The organism is Sorangium sp. So ce385 (genome assembly GCF_051474135.1).
In the GTDB taxonomy this organism is placed as follows: domain Bacteria; phylum Myxococcota_A; class Polyangia; order Polyangiales; family Polyangiaceae; genus Sorangium; species Sorangium cellulosum_D.
In genome coordinates this window covers 349,467-375,904 of the sequence record NZ_CP150337.1, presented here as the reverse complement: position 1 = coordinate 375,904, position 26,438 = coordinate 349,467, and the positions used below count along the sequence as shown (strand labels likewise).

At 69.4% G+C, this 26,438-nt stretch carries 28 protein-coding genes; 11 read left to right on the top strand and 17 right to left on the bottom strand.

The window, feature by feature from the left end:
- Positions 1–103: 103 nt before the first annotated feature.
- On the bottom strand, positions 104–1,435 hold the full coding sequence (xylA, locus tag WME83_RS01505) for a xylose isomerase (RefSeq protein WP_437317475.1): 1,332 nt from the start codon (positions 1,433–1,435) through the stop codon (positions 104–106).
- Positions 1,436–1,986: 551 nt separating this feature from the next.
- Here xylA and WME83_RS01500 point away from each other — a divergent pair.
- Positions 1,987–2,646 carry a glutathione S-transferase family protein gene (locus WME83_RS01500; protein WP_437317474.1) on the top strand — a complete coding sequence of 220 codons (660 nt, stop codon included), beginning with the start codon at positions 1,987–1,989 and terminating at the stop codon, positions 2,644–2,646.
- A gap of 79 nt (positions 2,647–2,725) precedes the next feature.
- Here WME83_RS01500 and WME83_RS01495 read toward each other — a convergent pair whose 3' ends face one another.
- The 4 genes from WME83_RS01495 to WME83_RS01480 all read right to left on the bottom strand — a co-directional run bounded on the left by WME83_RS01495 (position 2,726) and on the right by WME83_RS01480 (position 5,612).
- Positions 2,726–3,568 (bottom strand): hypothetical protein, encoded by an 843-nt coding sequence (locus WME83_RS01495; protein WP_437317473.1) that lies wholly within the window; start codon positions 3,566–3,568, stop codon positions 2,726–2,728.
- Between the two features lie 227 nt (positions 3,569–3,795).
- Positions 3,796–4,191 carry a GFA family protein gene (locus WME83_RS01490; protein WP_437317472.1) on the bottom strand — a complete coding sequence of 132 codons (396 nt, stop codon included), beginning with the start codon at positions 4,189–4,191 and terminating at the stop codon, positions 3,796–3,798.
- A 96-nt stretch (positions 4,192–4,287) separates the two neighbouring features.
- Positions 4,288–4,656 (bottom strand): VOC family protein, encoded by a 369-nt coding sequence (locus WME83_RS01485; protein WP_437317471.1) that lies wholly within the window; start codon positions 4,654–4,656, stop codon positions 4,288–4,290.
- Positions 4,657–4,718: 62 nt separating this feature from the next.
- Complete coding sequence (locus WME83_RS01480; RefSeq protein WP_437322147.1) at positions 4,719–5,612, bottom strand: LysR family transcriptional regulator; 894 nt, start codon at positions 5,610–5,612, stop codon at positions 4,719–4,721.
- 103 nt (positions 5,613–5,715) lie between these two features.
- Between WME83_RS01480 and WME83_RS01475 the strand changes: the two genes are divergently transcribed.
- The 3 genes from WME83_RS01475 (at position 5,716) to WME83_RS01465 (ending at position 7,836) form a co-directional block, all read left to right on the top strand.
- Positions 5,716–6,585 carry an SDR family oxidoreductase gene (locus WME83_RS01475; protein WP_437317470.1) on the top strand — a complete coding sequence of 290 codons (870 nt, stop codon included), beginning with the start codon at positions 5,716–5,718 and terminating at the stop codon, positions 6,583–6,585.
- A gap of 41 nt (positions 6,586–6,626) precedes the next feature.
- Positions 6,627–7,100, top strand: coding sequence for an SRPBCC family protein (locus tag WME83_RS01470; RefSeq protein WP_437317469.1), 474 nt, complete (start codon positions 6,627–6,629; stop codon positions 7,098–7,100).
- A gap of 67 nt (positions 7,101–7,167) precedes the next feature.
- The gene (locus tag WME83_RS01465) at positions 7,168–7,836 is read left to right on the top strand and encodes an NAD(P)-dependent oxidoreductase (protein WP_437317468.1); all 669 of its coding nucleotides are present in this window, start codon (positions 7,168–7,170) and stop codon (positions 7,834–7,836) included.
- A gap of 81 nt (positions 7,837–7,917) precedes the next feature.
- Here the strand turns inward: WME83_RS01465 and WME83_RS01460 are convergent, their stop codons facing one another.
- The 3 genes from WME83_RS01460 to WME83_RS01450 all read right to left on the bottom strand — a co-directional run bounded on the left by WME83_RS01460 (position 7,918) and on the right by WME83_RS01450 (position 12,659).
- Complete coding sequence (locus WME83_RS01460; RefSeq protein ID WP_437317467.1) at positions 7,918–8,457, bottom strand: hypothetical protein; 540 nt, start codon at positions 8,455–8,457, stop codon at positions 7,918–7,920.
- A 251-nt stretch (positions 8,458–8,708) separates the two neighbouring features.
- Entirely contained in the window at positions 8,709–11,369 is a 2,661-nt protein-coding gene (locus WME83_RS01455) for a beta-L-arabinofuranosidase domain-containing protein (protein ID WP_437317466.1), read from the bottom strand.
- 822 nt (positions 11,370–12,191) lie between these two features.
- On the bottom strand, positions 12,192–12,659 hold the full coding sequence (locus tag WME83_RS01450; RefSeq protein ID WP_437317465.1) for a DUF4260 family protein: 468 nt from the start codon (positions 12,657–12,659) through the stop codon (positions 12,192–12,194).
- 113 nt (positions 12,660–12,772) lie between these two features.
- Between WME83_RS01450 and WME83_RS01445 the strand changes: the two genes are divergently transcribed.
- Entirely contained in the window at positions 12,773–13,759 is a 987-nt protein-coding gene (locus WME83_RS01445; protein ID WP_437317464.1) for a LysR family transcriptional regulator, read from the top strand.
- 30 nt (positions 13,760–13,789) lie between these two features.
- On the opposite strand, the gene WME83_RS01440 is transcribed toward WME83_RS01445, so the two are convergent.
- Positions 13,790–14,848, bottom strand: coding sequence for an SDR family oxidoreductase (locus WME83_RS01440; protein WP_437317463.1), 1,059 nt, complete (start codon positions 14,846–14,848; stop codon positions 13,790–13,792).
- A 60-nt stretch (positions 14,849–14,908) separates the two neighbouring features.
- Here WME83_RS01440 and WME83_RS01435 point away from each other — a divergent pair, with 60 nt between their 5' ends.
- Entirely contained in the window at positions 14,909–15,871 is a 963-nt protein-coding gene (locus WME83_RS01435) for a LysR family transcriptional regulator (protein WP_437317462.1), read from the top strand.
- A gap of 135 nt (positions 15,872–16,006) precedes the next feature.
- Here WME83_RS01435 and WME83_RS01430 read toward each other — a convergent pair whose 3' ends face one another.
- The 3 genes from WME83_RS01430 to istA all read right to left on the bottom strand — a co-directional run bounded on the left by WME83_RS01430 (position 16,007) and on the right by istA (position 19,177).
- Positions 16,007–16,435: an HNH endonuclease gene (locus WME83_RS01430; protein WP_437317461.1), complete on the bottom strand. Its 429-nt coding sequence runs from the start codon at positions 16,433–16,435 to the stop codon at positions 16,007–16,009.
- Between the two features lie 371 nt (positions 16,436–16,806).
- Positions 16,807–17,583, bottom strand: a complete 777-nt coding sequence (gene istB, locus WME83_RS01425; protein ID WP_437313106.1) for an IS21-like element helper ATPase IstB — start codon at positions 17,581–17,583, stop codon at positions 16,807–16,809.
- A complete protein-coding gene (istA, locus tag WME83_RS01420) occupies positions 17,570–19,177 on the bottom strand; it encodes an IS21 family transposase (RefSeq protein WP_437313105.1) in 1,608 nt (535 codons plus the stop codon). Before istA ends, istB begins: the two co-directional genes overlap by 14 nt.
- A 793-nt stretch (positions 19,178–19,970) precedes the next feature.
- Between istA and WME83_RS01415 the strand changes: the two genes are divergently transcribed.
- Complete coding sequence (locus WME83_RS01415; protein ID WP_437317460.1) at positions 19,971–21,485, top strand: PA4780 family RIO1-like protein kinase; 1,515 nt, start codon at positions 19,971–19,973, stop codon at positions 21,483–21,485.
- Positions 21,486–21,523: 38 nt separating this feature from the next.
- On the opposite strand, the gene WME83_RS01410 is transcribed toward WME83_RS01415, so the two are convergent.
- On the bottom strand, positions 21,524–21,733 hold the full coding sequence (locus tag WME83_RS01410; RefSeq protein WP_437317459.1) for a hypothetical protein: 210 nt from the start codon (positions 21,731–21,733) through the stop codon (positions 21,524–21,526).
- Positions 21,730–22,209, bottom strand: a complete 480-nt coding sequence (locus WME83_RS01405) for a DUF4260 domain-containing protein (RefSeq protein ID WP_437317458.1) — start codon at positions 22,207–22,209, stop codon at positions 21,730–21,732. Before WME83_RS01405 ends, WME83_RS01410 begins: the two co-directional genes overlap by 4 nt.
- 113 nt (positions 22,210–22,322) lie before the next feature.
- Here WME83_RS01405 and WME83_RS01400 point away from each other — a divergent pair, with 113 nt between their 5' ends.
- Positions 22,323–23,306, top strand: a complete 984-nt coding sequence (locus WME83_RS01400; protein WP_437317457.1) for a LysR family transcriptional regulator — start codon at positions 22,323–22,325, stop codon at positions 23,304–23,306.
- A 133-nt stretch (positions 23,307–23,439) separates the two neighbouring features.
- On the opposite strand, the gene WME83_RS01395 is transcribed toward WME83_RS01400, so the two are convergent.
- Entirely contained in the window at positions 23,440–23,655 is a 216-nt protein-coding gene (locus WME83_RS01395; protein ID WP_437317456.1) for a hypothetical protein, read from the bottom strand.
- 80 nt (positions 23,656–23,735) lie between these two features.
- Here WME83_RS01395 and WME83_RS01390 point away from each other — a divergent pair, with 80 nt between their 5' ends.
- Positions 23,736–24,194 carry a hypothetical protein gene (locus WME83_RS01390; protein ID WP_437317455.1) on the top strand — a complete coding sequence of 153 codons (459 nt, stop codon included), beginning with the start codon at positions 23,736–23,738 and terminating at the stop codon, positions 24,192–24,194.
- 263 nt (positions 24,195–24,457) lie between these two features.
- Here WME83_RS01390 and WME83_RS01385 read toward each other — a convergent pair whose 3' ends face one another.
- Together WME83_RS01385 and WME83_RS01380 are read right to left on the bottom strand one after the other, a co-directional pair.
- Positions 24,458–24,679 carry a hypothetical protein gene (locus WME83_RS01385; protein ID WP_437317454.1) on the bottom strand — a complete coding sequence of 74 codons (222 nt, stop codon included), beginning with the start codon at positions 24,677–24,679 and terminating at the stop codon, positions 24,458–24,460.
- A gap of 66 nt (positions 24,680–24,745) precedes the next feature.
- Complete coding sequence (locus WME83_RS01380; protein ID WP_436612543.1) at positions 24,746–24,985, bottom strand: hypothetical protein; 240 nt, start codon at positions 24,983–24,985, stop codon at positions 24,746–24,748.
- A gap of 88 nt (positions 24,986–25,073) precedes the next feature.
- Between WME83_RS01380 and WME83_RS01375 the strand changes: the two genes are divergently transcribed.
- Positions 25,074–25,268: a hypothetical protein gene (locus WME83_RS01375; RefSeq protein ID WP_437317453.1), complete on the top strand. Its 195-nt coding sequence runs from the start codon at positions 25,074–25,076 to the stop codon at positions 25,266–25,268.
- A gap of 48 nt (positions 25,269–25,316) precedes the next feature.
- Positions 25,317–25,622 (top strand): hypothetical protein, encoded by a 306-nt coding sequence (locus WME83_RS01370; protein ID WP_437317452.1) that lies wholly within the window; start codon positions 25,317–25,319, stop codon positions 25,620–25,622.
- Positions 25,623–26,438 lie beyond the last annotated feature (816 nt).

Sequence of the window (26,438 nt, the reverse complement as noted above, 5' to 3'; positions counted from 1 at the left end):
GAAAGCGAGCGAACGCCCCGAGGAGGCGCAGTCCTCTAACGCGGCGGCGATGGCGGCGTCGAGCTGGAGCGCGCCGGGGATGCCGTCCGCTCGCTCGATCGACCTACCGAATCCACCGATTGACGATGTTTTCGTACAGCTCCTGCTGACCGCTCGTGAGCTTGACCTCACCACCGGCGTTGCCGATCTCGGCCAGCTGCTCCAGCGTCAGCTTCCCCTGCTCGAACTCCGCGCCCTTGCCGCCGTCGAACGACGCGTAACGAGCCTTGCGCATCGACTCGAGCGGCGACTTGCGGATCAGGTCATCGGCGATGATGAGCGCGCGGGCGAACACATCCATGCCGCCGATGTGACCGTGGAAGGTATCGACCAGATCCGTCGAGTTGCGACGACGCTTCGCATCGAAGTTGACGCCGCCACCCTGGAACCCGCCGCTGCGGAGCAGGATGAGCATCATCTCCACCGTCTCGTTGATGTTGTAGGGGAACTGATCGGTGTCCCACGCGTTCTGATAGTCGCCGCGGTTGGCGTCGATGCTGCCGAGCATGCCGGCGTCCGCGGCCACCTGCATCTCGTGCTCCATGGTGTGGCCGGCGAGCGTCGCGTGGTTCGTCTCCAGGTTGAGCTTGAAGTCCTTGTCCAGGCCGTGCTGGCGCAGGAAGCCGATCACGGTCTCGGCGTCGAAATCGTACTGGTGCTTCGACGGCTCCATGGGCTTGGGCTCGATGAAGAAGGTCCCCTTGAAGCCCCGGGCGCGCGCGTAGTCGCGAGCCATGGTCAAGAAGCGGGCGAAGTGCTCCTTCTCGCGCTTCATGTCCGTGTTCAGGAGGCTCATGTAACCTTCGCGGCCGCCCCAGAACACGTAGTTCTCACCGTTCAGCGCGATGGTGGCGTCGAGGGCGTCCTTCAGCTGAGCGCCGGCGTAGGCCACCACGGAGAAATCCGGGTTCGTGGAGGCGCCGTTCATGTAGCGCGGGTTGGAGAACAGGTTCGCCGTGCCCCACAGCAGCTTGACGCCCGACTGCGCCTGCTTCTGCTTGGCGTACTCGACGACGCTCTGAAGGCGGCGCGACGTCTCGGCGCGGCTGTCGCCCTCCTCCACGAGGTCGATGTCGTGAAAACAGTAGTGCGTCGCGCCCAGCTTGGTGATGAACTCGAAGTTCGCGTCCATCTTCATGCGAGCGCGGGTCAGCGGGTCCTTGCCCTCGTCCCAGGGGAAGTTGATCGTCCCCGGACCGAACGGGTCGTGCCCACGACCACAGAACGTGTGCCAGTAACACACGGCGAACTTGAAGTGGTCCTTCATGGGCTTGCCAGCGACGACGCGGCTTTCATCGTACCACTTGAAGGCGAGGGGGTTGTCGGACTCGGGCCCCTCGTAGGGGATCTTGCCAACGCCCGGGAAATACTCTTTGTTTCCGATCACAACGGTCATGGACGGCTCTCCTGCTCGTGGCTAGCGTGCGCCTTCGTCAGGCCCTGACCAGACGCACCACGGGGACGGTTCATCACAGCGGGCTTCCACCGGCCCGCGTCTCGTGGTCGGAAAGTAAGTTAGCACTATTTACTAAGTCCGTCCACCCCTTTGAGCAGCGCACCGTCGGGCGCCTCGTGGCGCGCCGCGTAAGCCGCCGCGTCGACGCGCCTGCGCTCGCCTCGACCCGCCCGCGGCTGCCATGTCCGGGGGCTCCGGCGCTGCGCGGACGCTGCCCGAGCCGCTCCACCGGGCCCCGGTGTACGTCGGCGTGCGCCGCGATGGGGTGGAGCGCCGGGGTCCCCCGCGTCAGGCGTGGCTCGCGATGAAGCGGGCCGTCGCCTCGGGCGACGAGAGGATCGCCAGCGGCGACGCTGGCGCCGCGGTGCTCGGAGCCGCTTGACCAAGGTGGCGGCTCTCGCGCGCGGTCCGGCGCAGGAGCTCGCACCGCCATCCGCGGCATGGCACGCTCGGGCGCGGCCGGTGGACCCGGCCACCGATCGGAGGACGGAATGATCACGCTCTATGGCTTCGGAAGAATCTTCCCCGAGGGGATCGGCGAGACGAAAGATCTCCGGGCGCAGTGGGCGCTCGAGGAGACCGGGCTGCCGTATCGAGTCCACGCGCTCGACCACACCGCCGGCGACCTCGACAGCGAAGCCTACGGCCGCATCAGCCCCTTCCGCCAGGCGCCGGTCATCGACGACGACGGCTTCGTGGTGGCCGAATCTGCCGCGGTGGTGCTCTACCTGGCGGAGAAGGCCGGCAAGCTGATCCCGTCCGATGTCCAGGGCCGCACCCGTGTCGTCCAGTGGTGCTTCGCCGCGGTCGGCACCGTCGAGCCGACCCTGGTGTGCCTCGACATGATCGGGATCTTCGACAGCGGCAAGGCCGCGCCCACGCTCCACGCGGAGGTGCCCAACCTCGCCCGCCGCTGGCTCGGCCACGTCGAACGCCGCCTAGAGGGTCGCACGTGGATCGCCTGCGACGATTTCACGGCGGCCGACATCATGATGGCCGGCGTCCTGCGCAGCATCCGCAAGACCGACCTGATGGATCCCTTCCCGAGGCTCAAGGCCTACTTCGAGCGCTGTCAGGCCCGCCCGGCGTGGCAGCGCACCCTTGGCCTCTACGCCGAGCGGCTCGGCGTGAGCGTCGACGACATCCGCTAGAGCATAAGCTCCGGGGCGCGGCGCCGAAGCCGAGAGGCAGGAGCGCACCGTGGCGCAGCGCTTCGAAAGCACCCCGATCTCAGGCCCGGCCGAGGATGCGTCGGAAGAAGCCGGTCTTCCGGGGCGGCGCCTCGACGGGTCGCCCGACCAGCCAGCAGTCGGCGATCATAAGCGTCGCGCGCTCCGGGATCTCCACGGCGTCCGCCGGCGCCACGATGTCGATGGGACCGCCGAGGGTACGGACGCGCGTGTGTACGAACGTGCCCCCAGCGATGTCGTTGCGTGCGAGGGTGACCGACTCGACGTTTCCCGTGAGCAGGGCGCGGGCGCGCGCGCCGAGCTGGCCCTCGGCGCCGAACATGCCGTGCGGCATGAATGCCTGGGCCGCGAGGCGCATGGGCTTGCCGGGCGCGCGCGGGACGCCGGGCTCGGCATCGCCGAAGAGCGCCGCCTGCGCGCGCTCGAAGTCGTCGGGCGTGGAGCAGAGCGAGAGGGACGAGGCGAAGCCGACGATCACGACCTCGAACGTCCGCTCGTCCGCGAGCCAGGCCTGATAAGGCTCGAAGAACAGGAATTGCAGCGCGGTCCGCGTGTACATCTCGCCGGACGAAGGGTCGAGCACGTCGCAGTCCGCGCCGCTGCAATGCAGGCACTCGCGATCGAGGTGCGGCGCGCTCGTGTGCACGCGCCAGCGCGTGCCGCCGTCGGGCGCGGCGAAGAAGGGGGTGAGGCATTCGATCCCCTGTCGGGCGTCGAGCCGGGCAGCGAGCGCGGCGCCGCTCGCGTCGCGGAACCAGAGGTAGCGCGCCGCGGACGCGCCGAGGTCCGGCGGCGGAGCGGCACGCTCGAGCGCGGCGCCGACCGTACGCCGGAGGTCGTCCTCGGAGGAAACAGCGAAGCCGATGGCGGACAGGTTGCTCATGGGGGAGGTATACCCGAGATCCGCGCGCGCGCGTTGATGAGCACGATTTCCATGCGGTCTCGGACATCGTCGCCCGCGGCGCCGGCCGCCGCGGCGCCCGCTGCCCGAGGTCGCGATCGGCGCGCCGAACTCCGCGCGCTGCAGCGGTGTCCATGGCCGATGCGCTACGTTCGAGGTGAGGCGGGACCGGCGGCGGCCGTTGAGCTCCTGTGCCTTCAAACCGGCGCCTAGCGCATGTGCTCGATGTCTTGCGGCATGACCACCCAGCCATGCATTCGCTCTTCGTAGACCGAGAACGTTGGACCGGGGAAGGCCGGGTCCGCGAAGGCTCCCACCGGTATGGCGATCACGTCCTCGTGCCCGGCCATCGCGTAATAGACCGTGGCGCCACATTCGGGACAGAACGTGAAGGTGGTCTTCGTTCCTTCGTCGCCGATTCGAACGAAGTCCTTCCCGTGGCCGTTGATCTTCACGCTCTCGCGGCCGAACCTGGCTTGAGCGCCGAAGACGCTCCCGGTTCTTCGTTGGCAGGCCAGGCAGTGACACACGGACACGCGGATCGGCTCGCCTTCGACCTCGGCCGACAACGCGCCGCAACTGCAGCTCGCGAGGCGATTGCTCATCGTGGTGCTCGGGTGGATGGCGTCGTATCGCGCTCGACAGGACGGGCCGCCGCGCGCGGGCGAACCCCGCTCGTGGACGTCCCTTCGACGGAAGGGTCAGGCCTCGGGCTCATGGCAGACCACTTCGATGTTGTGCCCGTCCGGGCCGATGACGAACGCTGCATAGTAGTTGGCGTGGTACTGCGGGCGCAGACCAGGCGCGCCGTTGTCTTTGCCACCCGCCTCCAGAGCTGCGCGATGGAACGCTTCGACTTGCCGGCGATTCGCGGCCGTGAACGCCAAGTGGAGACGCGCCGGCTTCTCCTCGGTTTGGCAGATGCACAGGGACGACTTACCGTCTGCGCTGAGCTCGAGGCCGAGCGGCCCCTCCAGGACGACGGCCACGCCGAGCGGCTCGAGCGCCTTGAGGAAGAACGCTTTGCTCGCTGCATAGTCGCTGACTCCGAATACGACGTGGTCAAACATGAGCTCTCCTGTAGTGTGGGCCTGCGCCCGCCTTGCGATGGCAGCCGGCGGGGTTAGCCGCCTCATCCCCCGACAAAGGCCGCCAGCTCGTCCGGCGTTCCCATGGGAAAGGACTCCTTCAAATGGTCGAGGAAGGCGGAGACACGAGCGCTCAGCAGCCGCCGGGACGGATAGAGCGTCCACAGGACGATGTCTGGGCCGTCCACATCGCCCCAATGCACCAGAGCTCCAGCGGCCAGATCGTGACTTACAAGTGAAATGGGGAGGCGTCCGGCGCCGACGCCCGCCCGCACGGCATCGCGGACCATGACGAGCGACGACAGGCGCAGGACTGGCTCGACCACGATGCGTGATCTTCCAGCTGTCGCCGTGACATCCCAGGCCGCGGTCCGGTCGCCTGCCCCCCGCACCACGGCCGGAACAGCAAGATTGTCCGCCGGTCGAGCGAGCCCCGGGCTCGCCACGACGACCAGCCGATCGCGCAGCAAGACTCGTCCGACAAGGCTCTCATCCGGAGCCGGGTTGACCCGGATCACCAGGTCATAACCTTCCTCGACCATGTCGACGATCCGATCTTCCGTCGTGACCTCGAGCCGGACCTCCGGATATTTCAGCGCGAACCCGGCCGCGATCTTGCCCATCGCGATCTGCGAGAAGAGCAGAGGCGCGCTGATCCGCAACTTGCCTCGCGGCCGGCCCCCACCCGAGGCGATCGCCGCCGCGGCCTCGTCGAGCTCGGTGAGCAATGCCCCCGTTCGCTCGAAGAGCGCCCGTCCTTCCTCGGTGAGCTTCAGCGTGCGCCCCCCGCGCTCGACGAGACGCAGGTCTAGGGCGGCCTCCAGCTCCGCGACCCGGCGGGACAGGGTCGCCTTCGGGCGCCCCGCGGCGCGTGCGGCTCGTCCGAAGCCTCCGTGCCGGGCGACGAGGATGAAGTCGGCGAGAGCAGGCAGATCCATGCGTTCCACCAGTGGGACGGCCTGTTCCAAGATAACGGCTATCGGCACGAATGTACATCACTAATTTACAGGCTGTCCTTTGACCCACACCGGAGCGACCCCCATGACCATCCTCGTTACCGGCGCAACCGGTACAGTCGGCCGCCACGTCGTCGAACAGCTCGCGAAGCGCGGCGCCGCCGTGCGCGCCCTCGTCCGCGATCCCGCCAAAGCCAACTTCCCGGCGGGCGTCGCCGTCGCGCAGGGCGACCTGCTCGACGTCGACGCGCTGCGGAGCGCCCTCTCGGGCGTCTCCACGCTCTTCCTGCTCAACGCCGTGGTGCCCGACGAGTTCACCCAGGCCCTGATCGCGCTCAACCTCGCCCGCGAGGCCGGCATCGAGCGGATCGTCTACCTGTCGGTGATCCACAGCGACCGCTACGTGAACGTGCCGCACTTCGCGGGCAAGTTCGCCGTCGAGCGCATGATCGAGCAGATGGGCTTGAACGCCACCATCCTGCGTCCCGCGTACTTCATCAACAACGATCTCACGATCAAGGACGTGGTGACCGGATACGGCGTCTACCCGATGCCGATCGGCGGCAAGGGGCTCGCCATGATCGACGCGCGCGACATCGGCGAGATCGCGGCCATCGAGCTGATCCGCCGCGAGCAGGCCGCCGCCCCGCTCCCCCTCGACCGGATCAACCTCGTCGGTCCCGACACGCTGACCGGCGCGGATGTCGCGGCCATCTGGACGGAGGTCCTGGGGCGCCCGATCGCCTATCCTGGCGATGACGTCGCCGGGTTCGAGCGGAACCTCCGGCAGTTCATGCCGAGCTGGATGGCCTTCGACATGCGCCTGATGAGCGAGCGGTTCCTCTCCGAGGGCATGCTCCCCGAGGCCGGCGACGTGGCACGTCTCACCACGCTCCTGGGGCGCCCCCTGCGCTCCTACCGCGACTTCGCCGCGGAGATCGCGACCTCGGCCTGACGGCCGGGCGTACCTCAACACCAACGACAAGGAACATCATCATGATCTATGCGACCGCCACCGTCCCGGTGAACCCGGAAGGCGAGACCGAGCTGACCCGCGCGCAGGTATGGGAGGGCCTGGTCCTCAAGGCCCGGGACGCCCGCCTGTTCCTCCCGCCCGGCCTCTGCACCCGTTGCGACGTCGTCGAGGAGAGCGGCTCTCATATCGTGCGTGAAGCCACGATCGCAGGCGACGACGTGCGCGAGATCATCACGTTCGAGCCGCAGAGCAAGGTGACCTTCTTCCAGGCCACCGGTCCCCGCGAGGGCGCGATCATCAACGAGCTGTTCGAGGACGCCGACGGCGCGCTCCAGCTCCGCTTCTACTGCTACCTCGGCCTGCGCGGCAAAGCGCCGAACGGCCCCGAGGAGCAGGCCGAGCAGGAGTGGATGAACGGCGATAAGGGCTACAAGGGCGCCTTGCTGTCGACGCTGAAGCGCACCCGCGAGCTGCTCGCGGAGGGCCGGCTCTGATCACCACGAGCGACATGAACGACGGGACTGCCTCTCGGGAGGCGTCCCGCTCTCCGAGGTAGCGACCATGCAAAACTCCGTGACCGACGACACCCGGACTGCCCAACCGAAGATACTGGTCCTTGGAGCGACCGGCGCCACCGGCCGCCTGATCGTCAGCCAGGCGGTGGCGCGAGGGTACGACGTCACCGTGCTCGTGCGCTCTGCCGAGAAGGCGGGTGACCTCAAGGGGGCGAAGCTCGTCGTCGGAGACGCCCGCGACGAGGGGGTCCTGCGCCAAGCGCTCAAAGGCCGGGACGCCGTGGTCAGCGCGCTCGGCACACCCGCTAGCCCGTTCCGCGAGGTGACCCTCCTCTCGTCCGCGACGCGCGCGCTCGTGAGCGCCATGAAGCTCGAGCGAGTTTCGCGTCTGGTCTGCATCACGGGGATCGGCGCCGGTGACAGCGCTGGGCACGGCGGCTTTCTCTTCGACAACCTGATTTTCCCGCTCCTCTTGCGCAAGGTGTACGCCGACAAGAACCGGCAGGAGACCATCGTCAGGGACAGCGGGCTCGACTGGATCCTCGTTCGCCCGTCCGTCCTCAACGACAAGCAAAGCCGCGACACGATCCGCGCGCTCACGGATCTCTCCAGCTTCCACGGTGGAACCATATCGCGAGGAGATGTCGCGAGCTTTGTCTTGGACCAGGTGCGCGACGACGCCTGGGTGCATCGTTCGCCGTTGATCACCTGGTGAAAGCAGCTCAGCGCGATCAGACCTGTGGTTGCCCGTGATGATGCATGGAATCAGCTCCATGCCCTCGAAGGAGACCCACGCTCAGCCGCAGCCGCCCGAGTCCTCCCCGCCGCAGTCGTCCCCCTCGACGACCCACAACCCGGTCGCTCCGTCGCATTCGGCGATCGCTGTGCCGCATTCGTTGTCGTAGTTGCACGGTCCCACGCCGTCATAGCCCTCGCAGCTCGTCCCGCTCTCGGGCAGCGCATCGGGGCACGGATCGCACTCCTCGACCCACACGCCGTCGATGCATCGGCTCCAACAGCCCGAGCACGCGTTGTCGCATATCTCGTCTTCTTTCGCGCAGGCCGCTCCCGGCTGAGCGCCGCCTCCCAAATGGTCGCACTCCACGGGGCCGCCGCCGGTGTCGCCCGACGCGCTCGACGACGTCTCGGGGGCGCCGCCGGTGCCCGTCGACGCGCTCGACGACGTGGTTCCTCCGGACGAGCCGCCCCCCGAGCCGGTTCCAGTGGGCTGCTCGACGGGATCGGAGCAGGCGAGCACCTGGAGCAGCGCAACGGGGATGAGCCATCGAATCGAGGTCTTCATGCCGTGCCCCTGGAGCACGTGACGTGCCAGCATCAATCGCCAGGTTTTCTGCGTGATGAGGGTGTGCCTGTGCCAGAGTGAGTCTTCTTGCGCACCGCCCCAGGCCCACCCGGGCTGCGGAGCTCCAGCGAGGCGGACGAGGCGGCCGGGGCCTGCGCTTCGTCACATGCCGCGACCCGCGCGCCGCTCGGAAGCTCGACGGGCCCGATGACGACCCGCCGTGCCTGCGCGCTCGGTCGACCGCGACGTCGAGGGACGGGACGGAGAAGGAGAGATGTGGAGGCTTATCGCTCGCCGGAGATCCGCGAAGCCCGCGGCGCCTCACGACGTCTCCCCCGGCGCCACGCGACCAGGCCAAGGCCGACCAGCGCGGCGAATTGCCAGCGCTCCGACGAAGCACGAGGGAGACTGCAGGAACAACCCGAACTGCCCTGGTCCGTGGTGCCCCCATCCGCGTCCCCCGATCCACCGGAGCCGCCCTCGGACGCGCCGCCAGCCGCTCCGCCGCCAGCCGCTCCGCCGCCAGCCGCCCCGCCGCCAGCCGCCCCGCCGCCGGTCGCTCCGCCGCCGGTCGCTCCGGTGCCGGTCGCTCCGCTGCCGGTCGCTCCGCCGTTCTCCGAAGACGAGACGCTATCGCACAGCGTGCCAGTTCCAGGAGGGGGCGAGCACGCGCCGTCGTCCGGGATGGTCTCACCCGCCGTCCCGGTGAGACGGAAGTAGATGCCGTACCTATCTGCGTAGCGCTGATAGTGCGGAGTGAACGTCAACGTGCTGTCGGAGTCCGTGTTCCGCAGCGTGAACTCCGCCGTACCTGGGGTTTGAACCAAGTTGTTCTCGATGTCGGCGATCCACTCGTTAATCGTGATACCGCTCTTGATACCGATGGTGTCTTTAATGACGACGCCGGGGGGAATGATAGCCTTCTCAGATGCCCACTGGGGCTCCGACAGCATCCTCTCCGTCCCGAGGCCGGCGCTCAAGACGACCGGTCCGTAGACGAACGCCACCGCGTTGGGGTTGTCGGGGAGCCTCGACACCTTCACCTCCATCGGCAGCGTGAGCTCCACCTTGTCTCCGGGCTTCCAGGTGCGACCTACCGTGAGATAGCCGTCCGCCTCCGTCGCGTCGCACGCCCGACCGTTCACCGTGATGGTCACGGGCTGACACCGAGCAACCCAGGAGGGCTTCCTGAACTTGATCGTGACCGCATCGTCCGGGGCAGCGGTGATCTCGAAAACGGACTTGTTGGAGAGAGGGATATTGGAGGTCTGTTTCAACGACAGACCCCGCTCGGTCCACGTCAACGTCGAGCTGAGGAACATGTTGACGTACAGATCCGTGTCGCTGTGGAAGTACACGCTGTCATTGAGCTTGGTATAGTTCTCCATACCGGTCCCGTTGCAGCACCAGAACGTGTCATGCGGCTTGCCGAACACCTTGTGGTACCCGGTTCCCATCGGCTTGAAGTAGGTCGTCATCCCATTCGTCGGATTGACGGCAGACATGATTTCGTTGATATGCGTCTGCTCGTAGTAGTCGGCGTACTTGACGTCCCCCGTGGCTTTGAAGAGCCCTCTCGAGAGCTTCAACATGTTGTACGAGTTGCACGTCTCGTTGTTCACATTGTCCCGCTGCGCGTCCAGCTTCCCGGGTTCGTGGAAATGCTCGAGCTGGCTGTTCCCACCGGTGACATAGGTGTGATCCCTCAACACGATGGTCCAGAACTTTTCTGCCGCGGTGTAGTAGAAGTTCTCCGATTCGCCCAGCGTCCGATAGCGGTTCAGGGCGCCGATGAACTTGGGGATTTGCGTATTGGCATGCTTGCCCGGCAGGACGTTGTTGCCTTGAGAGATCGGAGTGAAGAGCGAGTCCTCGTCGAAGGCGTGGGCTGCCGCCAGGTGGTTGGCGTTGTTCGTCAGCCGGTACAGATCGTACAGGCAGTCGTTCATGCCGCCGTACTCGACGCCCAGGACCTTCCTTCGAAGGTCCGCGTTCCAGGTCGAGCTGCGATTGTAGGTCCAGTCCCCCAACCTGCTCGCGATTTGGAGGGCCGTCGCGTTTCCTTCAAACTCGTAGACGTCGATGAGGCCTGCGATGATCTTGTGCATCGTGTACCATGGCGCCCAGCTGGAGCCGCTGGCCTTCCCCTCGATGACGTCGAAATGCGTCTCCGGCGACGCGAACAGGTATCCCTTGGGGCTCGCGTCTTGGAATGACTTCAATTGGCCGATCGTGTAGTCGATCTTCTGCGCGATGGCGGCGCTTTGCTCCGCGTCGGAGTTCTTGAGCTGTTTGTACGCTCGCGCCATGGCGGACAGGTAGTGGCCTATCGTGTGCCCGCGCAGAAGGCTCCAGCCGCCCTCCCACCCGCCGTAGAGGTTGATGCCCTGCGCGCTCCCAGGGTCCTTTCCTTCCGACACCGCCTTGAAGCCCGCTACGAGTCGGTTGGGGTCGAGGCTCATGATGTACGCGATCTCTTTCGAAGAGACGTTCTGGTAGTACGCGTCGGTAACGCTCACCTCGTCCAGCTCGAACTCCTGCAGCTTCTCGATGGGGTCCGAGGCGGACGCCACCCCTGGAGTGAGGGCTCCTAGCAGAAGCGAGGCGGTCAGCGCGGTGGCGCCCGAGAGCGAGCGGCGGTACTGCAGGATTCCCTTACTCATGAAAGCTCCTTTCAGATCTCGAATTCGTCTCTTGGCGCGCGTGATGTCACCGCTCTGGCTCGCGATGATCTTCATGTCCCGACGTTTCGCGATGGCCTCGGCGAAGCCGGTCTTGCGCATCACCGCCACGTCCGCCGCCGGCGTGCCCACGAGCGCGATGGGGCGCGCGTCGGCGTTCGTCTGCTCTGCGAGCCACGCCGCGCGGGAACAACCGGCGGCGACGGATGCCGAGCCCAGGGGGGCCAGGGGCATCCCCCGTGACACGTGGTTTCGAGGGTTCATGCTCCTCAACATGGATTACGCCGTCGCCGGCGGCTGTGCTCCGGCCACGTCGCCAGCACCGCCGGCTCTTCGAAGGAATCATCTCCGGCGAACGGCGCTCGAGATTTCACGACCGCCGCCAAACGAGCGCGGGATGCCGCGTTCTCTGGTGGAGCCCCCTCGGCCTGATGCCGATCCCATCGTTCAGGGATCGCCTCCGCGACGACCGAGCCAACAGATCTGGTGAAAAAAAAATCGATCAGACGACGAAGGCCCAGGTACGCGTGGCGACCCGAGCAATGCGCAGCAACAGGGCTACCCCTGAGCGGCAATGTTAACGCTAACATGGCCGCCGTCAATCCCAATCGACAGGTCCGTAAGTATCTCGATCCCGAGGGAGCACGAGGCAGGCGAGCTCCTCCGGAGCGCCGCGGCGCGAGGGGCGGGCGGCGTACCGCGATCCTCGGCGGCCTGATCGACGAACTCGAAGCCGATCAGCGATCGGCGGCCGGCGCGGACGCGGCGCGTGGCGTCCGCATCGCCAGCTCGAGGTCGCGCCGCCGCGCGCCGGTGGCGGCGGCGCACCGGCGCCTGGTGACCGCGGCCCGATGCCCGCCCCTCGCGCCGCGGCGCTCCGGGAGGAGACCTGTCTGCCATCGGGGCACGAGGGCGGTCGCCGGCGGTCGTTTCGAATTGACACCCGTAATGTTAACGTTAACATTACGGCTCTGGGTACGCTTCGGCGCTGCCCAGGACCAGGCTCGTCCTACGGAGGCAGGTTGAGCTCGCCCTCGTTGGCGGCCGCTTCGGCGCTCCTGCTCCCTCGAGCGCGCGTCGATGCTCTCACGCCGCGCGCCTCGAGCCCACGCGGCCGAGGTGCGTGTCGCCGAACGCCGTCCCGTACTTGAGCCCATAGCCCAGCATCCGGTCGAAGCCGATGTGCCCGACCCAGATCGCCGCGCCGAGCAGCAGCGCCGGCGCGCCGAGCGCGACCGACGCGGCCGCGAGCAGCGCCGGAGCCACGTGGCTGTGCCCCGCGTTGTAGACCACCGCGCCCACGCGCGGGCCCGCGAGGTAGCCGAGCAGCGACAGGTCGGGCAGGAGGAACAGCGCCGCGAACCATCCCCAGCTCCCGCCCAGGTGCGCGTAGGCGAGCAGCGCTGCTCCGAGCACGAGCGCGCCCTCGAGGCGCAGGAGCGCGCGCGGCATGCCCTTGGCCCCGCCGGCCGAGACCTCGCAGGCGGGCTGCGGCACGGGGCGGCGGGTCGAGGGAGCAAGGTCGAGCGCAGGGAGCGTCGCGGCGGTGGTCATGGTCGTTCTCCTCGTCGTGCGCACCGGCGCGGGTGCCGGCGACGTGGAGAGCATGGTCGCTGCGGGCGCTCATGAACATTGTACAAATGCGTCCATCCGCTCATCATCTTTTGATGAGCCCAGGCGAGCCCTCGTGGGACCTCTACGGCGCCTTCCTTGCCGTCATGCGCACCGGCAGCCTCTCCGCCGCCGCGCGCGCCCTCGGCGTCGCGCAGCCCACCGTGCGACGCCAGATCGAGCAGCTCGAGGCGCAGCTCGGCGTCGTGCTCTTCACCCGCGCGCCGAACGGCCTGGTGCCGACCGAGCTCGCGCTCGCCACGCTGCCCTACGCCGAGTCCATCGCCGCGAGCGCGCGCGCCCTCGTGCGCGCCGTGTCGAGCCCCGCCGATGCCGACCGCGGCACCGTGCGCGTCACGTGCAGCGAGGTCGTCGGCGCCGAGGTGCTCCCCCCGATGCTCGCCGCGCTCCGCGTCGCGCATCCGCGCCTTCAGATCGAGCTCGTCGCCACGAATCGCACCGAGGATCTCCTGCGCCGCGACGCCGACGTCGCCGTGCGCATGGCGGAGCCGACGCAGGCCGGCCTGGTGAGGCGCTGCGCCGGGCGCGTCGAGCTCGGCCTCTTCGCCACCAAGGCGTACCTCGCCGCGCACGCTGCCCCGACGTCGCTCGCGGGGCTCGTGCCGCACCACGCCCTCATCGGCGCCGACGGCTCCCGCGCCATCATCGACGCGCTCGCCGCCGCCGGGCTCGCCACCACGCCGCGTGATTATGCGTTCCGCAGCGACAGCGACATCGCGAAGCTCGCCGCGGTGCGCGCCGGCCTCGGCATCGGGGTGTGCCAGCTCCCGCTCAGCCGGCGGCCGGTGCCGCTCGTGCGCGTGCTGCCCGCGCTCGCCTTCCACCTGCCCGTTTGGGTCGTCATGCACGAGGATCTGCGCGCCGTGCGCCGCGTCCGCCTCGTCTTCGAGCACCTCGTCGCGCAACTCGGTGCCTACGCGACGACCCAGGCACGCGAGACACAACCCGTGGCGGCGAAGGCCGGGCCGGCGGGCGCGCGGGGGAGGCCCCGCGCGGGCCGAGCGGCGAGGACCCGTTCATGACGACCGAGGTGTTGCGGTTGCTGCGCGACGCTATCTCCCGGGTTCGGCGCCGAAGCGCGTCGCCGCGAGGTAGTCGCACCAGCGCTCGACGCTCGTCCGGATCGGCGGCATCGCCAGCCCGATCGCGCGGGCGTGGGCGTCGGCCGCGCCGGTGTCATAGGCATCCTCGGCGAGGAACGACAGGCTCTCTCGCGGCACTCCGGTGAGCGCCTCCGGCACCAGGCGTACCAGGCCGACGGGCAGCACCCACCTCGGGGGGCGGCGCTTCAGGTGGGCGGCGATGCCGCGGACCAGCGCGGGCAGCCGCGGCGTCGCCTGATCGAGGATGCAGAGGTCCTGTTCCGCCGTCTCGGGGCGCTCGGGCACGCTCGCGAGGAAGCGCGCCAGGTAGTCGACGGTCACCAGCGGCAGGAAGGTGCGCTCGCTGCCGACCAGGGCCGGCAAGCGGCCCTGCCAGAGCCGCTCGACCGTCTCGCCGAGGCCGGTGAGCTGCGTTGTCTCGCCGGTGCGCGAGTCGCCGATGACGCTGCTCGGATGCACGGCCGTCCAGCGCAGCCCGCGCTCGGCCGCGAAGCGGCGCACGGCGAGATACGACTCGTGCTTCGACGCCTCGTAGGCGCCGAGCCGGCGGTAGAGCCGGCCCCGCGCGCGCTCGGTCAGCGCGCTCTCCGCGCCCGGCCGGGTGCTCGCGTGCAGCATGCGGTAGCCGCCGAGATAGACGAAGCGCCGCAGGCGGGGCCGCGAGAGCGCCCACCCGGCCGCGTGCAGCGAGCCCTCGACATTGCAGCGCCGCGCCTCCTGCGCGCCGAGCCCGAAGGCGAAGCGCGCCGCCAGGTGATAGACATCGCGCACCTGCTCGAAGCGGTCCGAAAGGCCGAGCGACGCCTCTTCCACATCGCCCTCGACCACCAGGAGCCGCCGCGAATCGCCGCCGTGCGCGTCGACGAACGCGGAGAGCGCTGCGGCCCGCTGCCGCGCGCCGCGCACCGGCGCCGCCACGACCTTCGTCCGGGTCAGCTCGGCCAGCAGCCAGCGCCCGATAAACCCCGTACCCCCCGTCACCAGAACCTCGACGTCGCTCACGTTCATAGGCCGCCCAGCATGCGTCGCTGGACCCATGATGAAAATTGGATGTATCTCATACCAGATATGAGCGAAATCGATGTCCGCAGCATCAACCTGAACCTCCTCCCCGCCCTCGAGGCGTTGCTCATCGAGGGCAGCGTCAGCGCTGCGGCGCGCCGCGCCCACGTCAGCCAGTCGGCGATGAGCCACTCCCTGGCGCGCCTGCGCGAGCTCTTCGGCGATCCCCTGCTCACCCCCCTCGGCCGCGGCCTCGCCCCCACGCCGCGCGCCCTCCAGCTCCGCGCGGCCCTGCCCGCCGCCTTCGAGCATCTCCGCCGCGCCCTCGCTTCTCCCGAGCCCTTCGCGCCGCGCACCTCGGCGCGCACCTTCCGTATCGCCACCGTCGACCACTTCGAGCTCACGACCCTCCCCGATGTGCTCGACCACCTGGGCAAACACGCCCCCTTCGTACGCCTGGAGATCGAGCGCTTCTCCCCCGATACTGTCCCCGCGCTGGTCGTCGGCGACGTCGATCTGGCCCTGATCGGCGCCTCCCAGCCCGTGCCCGCCGCTGGCCTCCGCCGCGCGCCGCTCTACGAGGAGCCGTTTGCCGTCGTGGTCCGCAAAGGCCACCCGGCGATCGCGCGCCGCCTCGACCTCGAGACCTACGTCTCCCTCGGCCATGTCCTCGTCAGCGTCGAGGGCCGCCGCGACGGCGCCGTCGACCGCGCCCTGGCCCGCCTCGGCAAGAGCAGGCGCGTCGCCCTGCGCGTGCCTCACTTCATGGCCGCGCCCCTCGCCGTCCGCAGCTCCGACCTCATCTGCACGATCGCGAGCAGCGTCGCCCAGCGCGCCCGCGAGCTGTTCGGGCTGCGGGTCTTCGCGCCCCCCTTCGAGCTGCCCGCCGCGCAGGTCGTGGCCCTGTGGTCGCAGCGCCACGACGACGACCCGGCGCAGCGCTGGTTCCGGGACCTCTTCTTCTCGGGCCGTGCCCTCTCGCCGCACCTGCGGGCCCTGGTCCGCCGGGGCGCGGGGGAGTCCGGCTGACGGCCGGGCGCTACCTGCCCGGCGGCACGGAGGACGGTCGCGACGGCGAGCCCACCCCGACGCCGAACCCCAGCAACTACGGACGGCGAGGACGCGGGGACGGGGCCGACGTGGGCTGCACGGACGGCCGTGACCTCACGGATGCCGGCCCCGGCGCAGCAGGAACGCGCGCAGGCGAACTCGATCCGAGTCGTTCATGTCCAGGAGCTGGACAGTCGCGCGCCCCTCCGCTGTAAGCCCGTTGATGATTCCATTCGATTCCGTGACGAAGTGCTCTCGCCACGCGTGCCGCCTGGGATGACAGAGCTGTACGACAAGCTTGCTCTCGGGGTCGATCGACGCGATATTCGGCCCCTTCTTCAAGTTGGGGCGAATACAGCATAGACACAGGCTGTCGACATCATCCGAACCACGATGTTGCCTTCCGATGATGTGGTCTACCAGGTGGGGCAAGATGGATGCGTCCTGCGGGATGTGGCAGTACTCACATGCCCCCTGGGCGCGCCGCTGGACCAGCTCTCGCGTGTCGCTCGGCAGCTTCACGACGCCGCGCGCATGGTCCACACCTCCTCTGCCTGAAGCTTGAGGAGGCTGAGCATGTCGTTCAAGCGGACGACCTCGGCATGCTCTAGCATGGCTCGGGTCCGCCACGCACGGCGATGCGGCCTCCAGCTCGATGGCCCGCCGCACCCGCGCCAGGCTGATCTGCTCGCGGGCCAGAACAGGCGCCGACCCCGACGTCGGCCCCAGCAACTACGGACGGCGAGGACGCGGGGACGTGGCCGACGTGGGCTTGTCATAGCTCGGCCTCATGGATCGCGCCTGGGTCGGCCAAGCGGATCCTGTGATCGCGAGCGCCGCCAGCACCGCGATCAGGACCCGGGCGATCGACGCTTGGGGTCGGCCAAGCGGATCCTGCCACCCGCTCGACGTGCTCATGTCTTGCTCTCCTTCGATGCCTCCGCCGCCCGGCGTCGCCGGCCCGGGGGAGGGTTGCGGTACGAATCGCCCTCGAGGACGAGGACGTGGGCGTCGTGGAGCAGCCGGTCCATGGCAGCGCTGGCGAGCAGCGGGTCGCCGAACAGTCCACCGAACTCCTCCACGGCGCGATTGGACGTCAGGATCATCGCCCCGCGCTGGTAACGCAGCCGGATGACCTCGTAGACATCGGCCGCCTCTTCGACCGTCAGCGAGCGGAGACCGAGGTCGTCGACGATGAGCAGGTCGACCCCCACGAGTCGCGCTAGCCGGCGGTCGTGGCTGCCGTCGGCGCGGCCGGCGCGCAGCTGCTTGAGCATGTCGCCGGCGCCCGCGTACAGCACCTGGTAGCCCGCGCGACAGGCGCGGTGACCGAGCGCCTGAGCGATGTGCGACTTGCCGACCCCCGCCTGGCCGACCAGCAGCACGTTCTGCCGGCGTTCGACGAAGGAGCAGGTCGCCAGGTCGATCACCTTCGCCTTCGGCACCCTCGGATTGAACTGGAAGTCGAAGTCCTCCAGCGTCTTGAGGCTGTCGAAGCCCGCTCGGCGGATGCGCTGATCGAACTGCCGCCCGTCACGGCGATCGACCTCGTCGCACAGCAGCCGCACGAGGAACTCCTCGTGCGAGAGCTGCTCGTCGACGGCTTGCCGCACGCGTACCTCCAGCGACTGCAGTACGCCCGACAGCCGCAGCTTCTTGAGCACCGGCACGAGCTCGTCAGTGAGGCCCATGGTCCCCTCCTGTCGACGACAGCCGCGAGGCCGCGAGCAGCCGGAGGTCGCGCGCGAACCGCGGAGGCGCCTCCGCCCACGCCGCCGGCGCAGCGCTCTGCGGGCTCGGCTCGAAGTCGAGACCGCGCCGGAGGATGTCGCGAACACCCTGGTAGCTGAGGTTGCCGTAATGGCTCGCTCGGCGACACGCGGCCTGCGCGCGCTCCTTGGGGAACTTCTCCAGGTGCGTGACGATCGCCTGCACCTTGCGCAGCTGCGAGAGCACGTCGTCGGCGTCGAACACCTCGCGGACGAACCTGCCCACGTCCTGGCCCATCTGGTCGGCGCGCTGCTCCCAGTAGGCGCGGCTCCGGTGCCGCAGCGCCGCGCGCTCCTCGGGCAGGTGCCGATCGAGCGTGCTGCGCAGGCCGGCGCCGCGCCGATCGTGCCGTGCCACGGCCTCGTCGTCGGCATACACCACCACGCTCGACGGCGTCGCGCGCAGCCACACCTCGCGTTCCACCAGCCGCCAGGGCACCGAGTACAGCCTTCCTCCGAGCTCGACGTGGCAGTCGCGATGCACCCGCGCCCGCTTCCAGGTCACCAGCTCGTACGGGCGCAGCGGCAGCGGCTGAAGCCGGCTCTTCTCCTCGGCCTCGAACACCTCGAGCGGCCTTCGCTTCGTGGTGCCGTGCTGCCGTGTGCCCGCGATCTCGACGATCCATCGACCGAGCGCCGCGCGTACCTCGCCCACGTCCTGCCCCTCGCGACCCGCCAGGGCGTTGCGCTTGACGTACTTCACACTCGCCTCGACCTTGCCCTTCTTCTGCGGCGCTCGCGGCGGCGTCGGGTCCACGGTGAAGCCGTAGTGCCTCGCGAGCTCGCGGTAGCTGCGGCTCAACCCCGAGTCCTCGTCCACGCCGAACGCGGCCCGCACCACCGCCGCCTTGAGGTTATCCGGTACCATCGTCGACGGCACCCCGCCGAAGGCGCGGAACGCTTCCTCGTGCAGCCGCAGCCATGTCTCGGTCTTCTGGTCGAACACGATCTGCGCGAACAGATGCCGGCTGTAGCCGAGCACCATCACGAACACCCACGCCCTGCGCAGGCTCTTGGTCTCAGGGTCCCACAGCCGCCCCGCGTACCCGAAGTCGACCTGCGCGACGTGCCCGGGATCGGTCTCCACAACGATGGCGATGTCCTGGGGCCTGATCCCTTGCTCCCTCTGGAGCGTCGCGACCATGCGCTTGACCGCGGAGCGGCTGCCGCTGAAGTCGCGCTCTTCGAGCCGCAGCCGGTCGTAGATCGCTGCCGGCTTGAGCCCTTCCTCGACGCGCGCCGCGATGTACGCTCGCCACCGCTCCACGCTCGACTGCTGCTGCGGCGCCACCTTCGGCGGCACGTGCTTCTTTACCGCTTCCTTCAGCTCCTCGAGCGCGGGGATCTCCTCCGCGCTGCCTTCGAGCAGGCCAGCCTGCGACAGCGCCGTGCGATACCGCCTCTCGGTGTTGGGCCCCATCCCCAGCAGCCGCGCTACTTCCCGGCAGTCCTCGCCCCTGCGGTGCAGGCGCACGAGCTCCTGCAGCCTGTGCATCTCCGTCCTCCTCGCGCTCATCCCGGCCTCCTCGAAGCCGGGAGCCATGCCCGGCCCTATCAGGCTCGGGTGTACATGCCTCATCGCTGTCTGACGCCCGAGAACCGGCACTTCCGCCGTCTCAGCCGTGATCCACTTGGCCGACCCGGTCGCGATCCGCTTGGCCGACCCGGTCGCGATCCGCTTGGCCGACCCGGCTACGATCCACTTCGCCGATCCCGCTCCTACGATCGCCGTCTCCGACAGTGCGTGTGACGCATTCCGGAAACTCGACCCAATTTCTCTCCCTCCGAGGGCCCTCCCTGCGGTCAGGCGCCTACCTATCGCGATCCGCTTGGCCGACCCGACACCGATCCACTTGGCCGGCCCGAGGCCGATCCGTTTCGCCATCCCGGTCGCGATCCAATAGGCCGGTCCCTGACAGGCTGCACGGAAGGAAGCTACGGGAGCTACGGCGCGCGAGGCACCGTCGGCGCCCCCGGCCAGATTATCGGGCGCATCGGCGAAGCCGGCTGGGAAACGGACCGGGTCGGCGACGGCGGCTGGGGCACGCCGGACCAGCGCGGCGGCGGAGGCGGCAAGGGGGGCGAGAAGCCGGTCACGACGGGCAGGGGGACGTTCGCGCACGACGGGCAGGGGGACGTTCGCGCGTGCCACGGGCGGCGAGATTGCGCTCCAGCGTGTCCTTCGCCGGGACCTTCAGGCGGGCGACGCGCAGCCGCCGAAGCGTGGGCTACGGTTGCAGCGCACCATTTTTTGCGGCAAGAGGAGGCCGGGAGATTTTTCCTCCCAAGAAACGAAGACACACGAGAACATGCAAATTCCGAGCAACCTCACGTCGCTGGTCGACGAAGGGCTCATCGACGAGGTTGTGCGGCCGCTGATGAGCGGAAAGGAAGCGGTGGTCTTCCTCGTCCGGTCGGGCGGCGAGCTGCGCGTCGCGAAGGTCTACAAAGAAGCGCAGAACCGCAGCTTCAAGAACCGCGCGGCGTACACCGAGGGCCGCAAGGTGCGCAACAGCCGCGACCAGCGCGCGATGGACAAACGGTCGCGCCACGGCCGGGCTCAGGACGAAGCCGCCTGGCGCTCGACCGAGGTCGATATGATCTACCGCCTGCGCGACGCAGGCGTCCGCGTGCCGACGCCGTACCACGCGATCGACGGCGTGCTCGTGATGGAGTTGGTCGCCGACGCCGACGGCAGCCCCGCGCCTCGCCTCGCCGAGACGAGCCTCGACCGAGAGCAGGCCACGTGGGTCTACCATCGCCTGATCGGCGAGGTCATGCGGATGTTGTGCGCCGGCGTCGTGCACGGCGATCTGTCGGACTTCAACGTGCTCATGAGCGCCGACGGGCCAGTGATCATCGACTTCCCCCAGTCGGTGGACGCCGCGAAGAACCAGAACGCCAAGCAGCTCCTGCTCCGTGACGTCGACAACCTCCATCGCTTCCTCACGCGCTTCGTGCCCGAGCAACGGCGAGCCGCCTATGGTGAGGAGATGTGGGAGCTCTACGCCAGCAGCGCGCTTACCCCTGAGACCCGATTGACCGGCCGCCATCGGGTCTCCGAGCGAAGGGTGGATACCCGCGCCGTGCTCGACCTCATCGGCGACGCGAACTACGACGAGCGCAAGCGCCGCGAGCGTCAGGGCCTCAGCATGCGGGGAGCGCCGAAGACCGCCCCATCGCCCGCGCCCGCGCCCGCCCCCGCCCCCGAGGCGCCCACGACCGAGGGGCGAACGACCGATCCGCGGGACCGACCGCGGCGGGCGGAGACGCCGGCTGCGCATGCCGGGAATGGGGGCGGGCCAAGGCCGCGGCAGCACGGACCAGGGCGAAGGCCGCAAAACGCCGGGCCTGACCAGAGGCCGCAGCACGCGGGCAACGCGCCTGCCCAAAGGCCACCGCAGCACCCATCAGGACAACCGCCGGTGCAGTACGAGGCGAGGCAGCGACCACAGCGGCATCGGCCAGACCATCGGCCGGCCCAGCATGCGACGGCGCAACGGCCCGCGCAGCACGAGGCGCCGCACAGGCCGCAGCAGCACGAGGCGCCGCACAGGCCGCAGCAGCACGAGGCGCCGCACAGGCCGCAGCAGCACGAGGCGCCGCACAGGCCGCAGCAGCACGAGGCGCCGCACAGGCCGCAGCAGCACGAGGCGCCGCACAGGCCGCAGCAGCACGAGGCGCCGCACAGGGCTCAACAGCACCAGGCGATGCAAGGGCCGCCGCAGCAAGGGGAGCCTCAGGCGGCGTCGCGGCCACGCCGCCGTGTCGTCATCTCGGTGAGCACCAGCGATCGGCGTTCGGGCACGCGCCGGAACCCCTGATAGGCCCCGCGTGGGGTCGCCCGCGGCGGGTCCGCGCGTCACCGCGTCTCAGCGTGCTGGGCGCGCACGGCGGTGAGGTGATCGCAGAGCTGGGGATAGGCGGAGCGGCAGCTCGCCGGCCCTGCTGTGCAGTCCGTCGACCCTCCTGCGAGCTTGGCGAACGCTTTCGGGCCGACCCCGACCGCGTCGCGGAACACGCGGCGGAGGTGGCGCTCGCTCACGCCGAGATCGTCGCCGATGGCATTCACGTGGCTCGACTCAAAGAGCGCTTCGAGCCCACGCGGCCGAGGTGCGTGTCGCCGAACGCCGTCCCGTACTTGAGCCCATAGCCCAGCATCCGATCGAAGCCGATGTGCCCGACCCAGATGGCCGCGCCGAGCAGCAGCGCCGGCGCGCCAAGCGCGACCGACGCGACCGCGAGCAGCGCCGGCGCCAGATGGCTGTGCCCCGCGTTGTAGGCGACCGCGCCCACCCGCGGGCCCGCGAGGTAGCCGAGCATCGACAGGTCGGGCAGGAAGAACAGCGCCGCGAACCATCCCCAGCGCCCGCCCAGGTGCGCGTACGCGAGCAGCGCTGCTCCGAGCACGAGCGCGCCCTCGAGGCGCAGGAGCGCGCGCGGCATGCCCTTCGCCCCGCCCGCCGAGACCGCGCAGGCGGGCTGCGGCGCGGGGCGGCGGGTAGAGGAAGCAAGGTCGAGCGCAGGGAGCGTCGTGGCGGTGGTCATGGTCGTTCTCCTCGTCGTGCGCACCGGCGCGGGTGCCGGCGACGCGGAGAGCATGGTCGCTGCGGGTGCTCATGAACATTGTACAAATGCGTCCATCCGCTCATCATCTTTTGATGAGCCCAGCCGAGCCCTCGTGGGACCTCTACGGCGCCTTCCTTGCCGTCATGCGCACCGGCAGCCTCTCCGCCGCCGCGCGTGCCCTCGGCGTCGCGCAGCCCACCGTGCGCCGCCAGATCGAGCAGCTCGAGGCGCAGCTCGGCGTCGTGCTCTTCACCCGCGCGCCGAACGGCCTGGTGCCGACCGAGCTCGCGCTTGCCACGCTGCCCTACGCCGAGTCCATCGCCGCGAGCGCGCGCGCCCTCGTGCGCGCCGTGTCGAGCCCCACCGACGCCGACCGCGGCACCGTGCGCGTCACGTGCAGCGAGGTCGTCGGCGCCGAGGTGCTCCCCCCGATGCTCGCCGCGCTCCGCGTCGCCCATCCGCGCCTCCAGATCGAGCTCGTCGCCACGAATCGCACCGAGGATCTCCTGCGCCGCGACGCCGATGTCGCCGTGCGCATGGCGGAGCCGACGCAGGCCGGCCTGGTGAGGCGCTGCGCCGGGCGCGTCGAGCTCGGCCTCTTCGCCACCAAGGCGTACCTCGCCGCGCACGCTGCCCCGACGTCGCTCGCGGGGCTCGTGCCGGACCACGCCCTCATCGGCGCCGATGGCTCCCGCGCCATCATCGACGCGCTCGCCGCCGCCGGGCTCGTCACCACGCCGCGCGATTATGCGTTCCGCAGCGACAGCGACATCGCGAAGCTCGCCGCGGTGCGCGCCGGCCTCGGCATCGGGGTGTGCCAGCTCCCGCTCAGCCGGCGGCCGGTCCCGCTCGTGCGCGTGCTGCCCGAGCTCGCCTTCCACCTGCCCGTTTGGGTCGTCATGCACGAGGATCTGCGCGCCGTCCGCCGCTTCCGCCTCGTCTTCGAGCACCTCGTCGCGCAGCTCGGTGCCTACGCGACCCAGGCACGCGAAACACGGCCGGTAGCGGCGAAGGCCCGGCCGCCGGGCGCGCGGGGCACGCGCAGCTCGGGCCGAGCGGCGAGGCCCCGTTCATGACGACGGAGGTGTTGCCTTCCGATGATGTGGTCTACCTGGTGGGGCAAGATGGATGCGTCCTGCGGAAGGCGGCAGTACTCGCATGCCCCCTGGGCGCGCCGCTGGACCAGCTCCCGCGTGTCGCTCGGCAGCTTCACGAGGCCGCGCGCATGCTCCATACCTCCTCTGCTTGAAGCTTGAGGAGGCTGAGCATGTCGTTCAAGCGGACGACCTCGGCATACTCTCTGTGCTCTTCAGGCGTGAGGACGCCGCTTGTGCTCTTCTGAGCGAGCTCCTCGACGCGGGGCGCCAGGTCCTTGCTGACGGCGTCGAGCGCCGCCTCGAGCTGCTCGATGGTTCGCTTCTCCATGAGTGTCTCCGTCTTCAACGCCTCGCGTCAGCATGTCATCGGTCTGCCGCCGGTTCAAGGTCCGCCACGGACCGGCGGCCGTGCAGCCCAGCCGCTGGGCGGGCCCAGTCGTAACCGAGCTGGGAGCATTCCTCGCCGCCGTCGAGCCGCCCGTCTACGTCGGCGGCGGCAGCATGCCTGCGGACCAGCAGACCGGCCGCATCGTCATCGCGCCGCGAAGCGGCGTCGGCTTGAAAGAATGGTTAGCCCTCATCCGGATCTGGCTCCCGCGGAAGCCTCTCCCAGGGGGCGCCTACAGAATCCCGCCAAGCCTGCCAGCCGATAGGAAGGTCCGCCAGCTCTCCTACACTTTTGTCCCGTTGATAAGCACAACCGAGGCAGACTATGGCGCCATGGGCGCTATCGTTGCTGGTGCCGCAAAGGATCTGCCAATCACCGTCATGGTCGTGGCTGACCAGCAGAACGGGATATCCCTCGCGCAGCACGCGGGTTGTGGTGAACGCAACCTTGTTGGTGGGTTCCGTGAATGGCCACTCTGAGGCCGGGAATGAATGCGGGTGTTCCTCTACTGTGTCCATGAGGGCTGACCATTGTCGTTCACACGCGGCCGGACGCAGTCGGGCGCAGTGCCCCTGCTGGGCGGAGTCTCGACAGAATGACACCACATGTCGATCGACGCATGCTTTGATCCCAGTACGATCATGCATCTGCCCAGATCACACGGACATCATAGGGCGTCATGAGCCTATCGGCGGTGACGAGCTGGATGTCCTCGACCTGGGCCTGCGCGACCAAGATCCGATCAAATGGATCCTTGTGATGCGGGGGGAAGTCCGGCGACCTGGAGGGTGTGCCGTTGCTCGATGGGCAGGGAGAGGTGACCGAGGGCGGCCATGCGAGAGGGAATGTATTCGGCAGGCGGGATGGGGAGGGAGAGCTTTCCGAGCGCGTGCTTGATGACGATTTCCCATGCTGTCGCAGCCGAGATGTAGACGTCAGTGCCTTCTGCGAGGAGCATCTCCACGACGTCGCGCCTGGTCCTCTCGGGGTCGGCGACGAGCCAGAGCCAGCAGTGTGTCGAGCAGCAACCTCATGTCTCGCCGTCGAACGCTCGCTGTAGGTCCTCCGGCAGCGGCGCGTCGAAGTCATCGGCGATCTGGACCGTACCCCGATCCATGCCAAGCGCTGCCCGCTTGTCGCGTGGCGCAGCCTTCTGCGGGGAGGTGATGAGGACGATCACCTCCGCTGGACCTTCTGGGAGGTCTGCGGGCACCTGCAGCTCTACCCGACGGTCTGCGGGGATGACGATGGGGATCTTGGCGGCTTGCACGATGCTTCCTCCTACTCCGTTACCGGCGATCTCAGTCTAGCGTCAGCGCTCCCCGGCGTCACGCGCGATGCCCGAGGCGGGCCGACCGGTGCGCGCGGCCCTGCACCGGCAAACGCTCCTCCGCTTCTTCGATCTCCGCTTCAAGAAGAGCCCGGAGGGGCAAAAGCGGCTCATGGCGATCCGCGCGGGCAGCGGCGACGCGGATCTGGTCCAGGACGTCTCCGACCTGCTCTTGCTCTGCTCCGAGCACGCGGAGGCGCTTCGAAAGGCGCCCCGCGGCTAGGCCGACGCGGCGGCCCGCCTCCGCGCGCTCTCGCCCGAGCCCGCGCGCATGCTCGCCGACAAGACGTTCTCTCCCGAGGCACAGCGCGCGCGCAAGCTCCGCGACGCCGCGTACACGCTCGTCGTGCATGCCGAGCGGAGGCTGCGCGCCGCCGCGGAGTACTGGTATGCCGGCACCGACAAGATGAAGGATTATGCGCCCTTCCCCGTCTCCCGCGGCGCCGCGTCCACCGGAGAGGAAGAGGAAGAGGAGGAAGGCGAGGCCGCCGCGGAGGACGGCGCGCCGGAAGGCGACGCGTCGGAGGTGGACGCAACGGAAGACGGCGCGCCGGGCGAGGGCGAAGACGAGGGGTGATCGCCCCAGGCCGCGGCGGGCGCGTCAAGGAGGGGGGCGCCTGGCGCGTCGCGAGGGGTCGAGGCTCCCCCGCCAGCGCGCCGGCCCGGCCGGGCGCCACGCGGGGGAGGCTCGGGCGGGGCCGGCGGCGGCGGTGGCCGAGGCGGCAAGGGGGCGAGAACGGCTCCCCGAGCGTCGGCCTCGTCGCGCTGCACGCCAGGGCGACCCGGCGCGACAGCGAGATCGAGACGTCCGACGGCGGCCCGGGCGGCGACGGTGGCGAGCCCCGGCGAGGCGGACGAGGCGTGACCGCCGAGCCAAACGCATCGTGACCGCCCGCGCGGCGCCGGTTACCTATTCCCATCAGGGGCCTGGCTGCGGCGCGGCCTGGCACGTGCCGGCCACGCACGCGAGTTGCTGCGGCGGTGGCAGGCACGGGAGGCACTGGACGTGCTGGCACGCGGGGGGGAGACGGGCGTTGAGCTGACGGTAGAAGGCTTGGCTGCCGTCGTGGACCATCAGGTTGGACGCACTCGCCGCGACCGCCCTCGACGTGACCGTGCCGCAAGCGCAGCAGCGGTCGACCGCGAACACAATCACGCAGTCCGACGCGGCAGCGCAGGTCGCCGGGCCGGGCGGCAGGGGCGACCCCGTCGGCCAGTCGGCGACGGTCGCCGTCGATGCCGCAGTCGGCGTCACGGCGGCAGCGGGCCGTTGCACCGCGCCCTGCTGGGGCCCACTCGGAGGGTGTGTGCCGCCGCAAGCGGCCAGCAGCGCGGCGATCGCGATCACGAGACGACCAGCTCCTCGACCCAAGCTCGTATGCATTCCGGGGGA

Excerpts from the sequence above, each read along its gene's own strand:
- xylA (WP_437317475.1), bottom strand. The coding sequence starts at position 1,435 with ATGACCGTTGTGATCGGAAACAAAGAGTATTTCCCGGGCGTTGGCAAG.
- WME83_RS01500 (WP_437317474.1), top strand. The coding sequence starts at position 1,987 with ATGATCACGCTCTATGGCTTCGGAAGAATCTTCCCCGAGGGGATCGGC.
- WME83_RS01495 (WP_437317473.1), bottom strand. The coding sequence starts at position 3,568 with ATGAGCAACCTGTCCGCCATCGGCTTCGCTGTTTCCTCCGAGGACGAC.
- WME83_RS01490 (WP_437317472.1), bottom strand. The coding sequence starts at position 4,191 with ATGAGCAATCGCCTCGCGAGCTGCAGTTGCGGCGCGTTGTCGGCCGAG.
- WME83_RS01485 (WP_437317471.1), bottom strand. The coding sequence starts at position 4,656 with ATGTTTGACCACGTCGTATTCGGAGTCAGCGACTATGCAGCGAGCAAA.
- WME83_RS01480 (WP_437322147.1), bottom strand. The coding sequence starts at position 5,612 with ATGGATCTGCCTGCTCTCGCCGACTTCATCCTCGTCGCCCGGCACGGA.
- WME83_RS01475 (WP_437317470.1), top strand. The coding sequence starts at position 5,716 with ATGACCATCCTCGTTACCGGCGCAACCGGTACAGTCGGCCGCCACGTC.
- WME83_RS01470 (WP_437317469.1), top strand. The coding sequence starts at position 6,627 with ATGATCTATGCGACCGCCACCGTCCCGGTGAACCCGGAAGGCGAGACC.
- WME83_RS01465 (WP_437317468.1), top strand. The coding sequence starts at position 7,168 with ATGCAAAACTCCGTGACCGACGACACCCGGACTGCCCAACCGAAGATA.
- WME83_RS01460 (WP_437317467.1), bottom strand. The coding sequence starts at position 8,457 with ATGCTGGCACGTCACGTGCTCCAGGGGCACGGCATGAAGACCTCGATT.
- WME83_RS01455 (WP_437317466.1), bottom strand. The coding sequence starts at position 11,369 with ATGAACCCTCGAAACCACGTGTCACGGGGGATGCCCCTGGCCCCCCTG.
- WME83_RS01450 (WP_437317465.1), bottom strand. The coding sequence starts at position 12,659 with ATGACCACCGCCGCGACGCTCCCTGCGCTCGACCTTGCTCCCTCGACC.
- WME83_RS01445 (WP_437317464.1), top strand. The coding sequence starts at position 12,773 with ATGAGCCCAGGCGAGCCCTCGTGGGACCTCTACGGCGCCTTCCTTGCC.
- WME83_RS01440 (WP_437317463.1), bottom strand. The coding sequence starts at position 14,848 with ATGAACGTGAGCGACGTCGAGGTTCTGGTGACGGGGGGTACGGGGTTT.
- WME83_RS01435 (WP_437317462.1), top strand. The coding sequence starts at position 14,909 with ATGAGCGAAATCGATGTCCGCAGCATCAACCTGAACCTCCTCCCCGCC.
- istB (WP_437313106.1), bottom strand. The coding sequence starts at position 17,583 with ATGGGCCTCACTGACGAGCTCGTGCCGGTGCTCAAGAAGCTGCGGCTG.
- istA (WP_437313105.1), bottom strand. The coding sequence starts at position 19,177 with ATGAGCGCGAGGAGGACGGAGATGCACAGGCTGCAGGAGCTCGTGCGC.
- WME83_RS01415 (WP_437317460.1), top strand. The coding sequence starts at position 19,971 with ATGCAAATTCCGAGCAACCTCACGTCGCTGGTCGACGAAGGGCTCATC.
- WME83_RS01405 (WP_437317458.1), bottom strand. The coding sequence starts at position 22,209 with ATGACCACCGCCACGACGCTCCCTGCGCTCGACCTTGCTTCCTCTACC.
- WME83_RS01400 (WP_437317457.1), top strand. The coding sequence starts at position 22,323 with ATGAGCCCAGCCGAGCCCTCGTGGGACCTCTACGGCGCCTTCCTTGCC.
- WME83_RS01395 (WP_437317456.1), bottom strand. The coding sequence starts at position 23,655 with ATGGAGAAGCGAACCATCGAGCAGCTCGAGGCGGCGCTCGACGCCGTC.
- WME83_RS01370 (WP_437317452.1), top strand. The coding sequence starts at position 25,317 with ATGCTCGCCGACAAGACGTTCTCTCCCGAGGCACAGCGCGCGCGCAAG.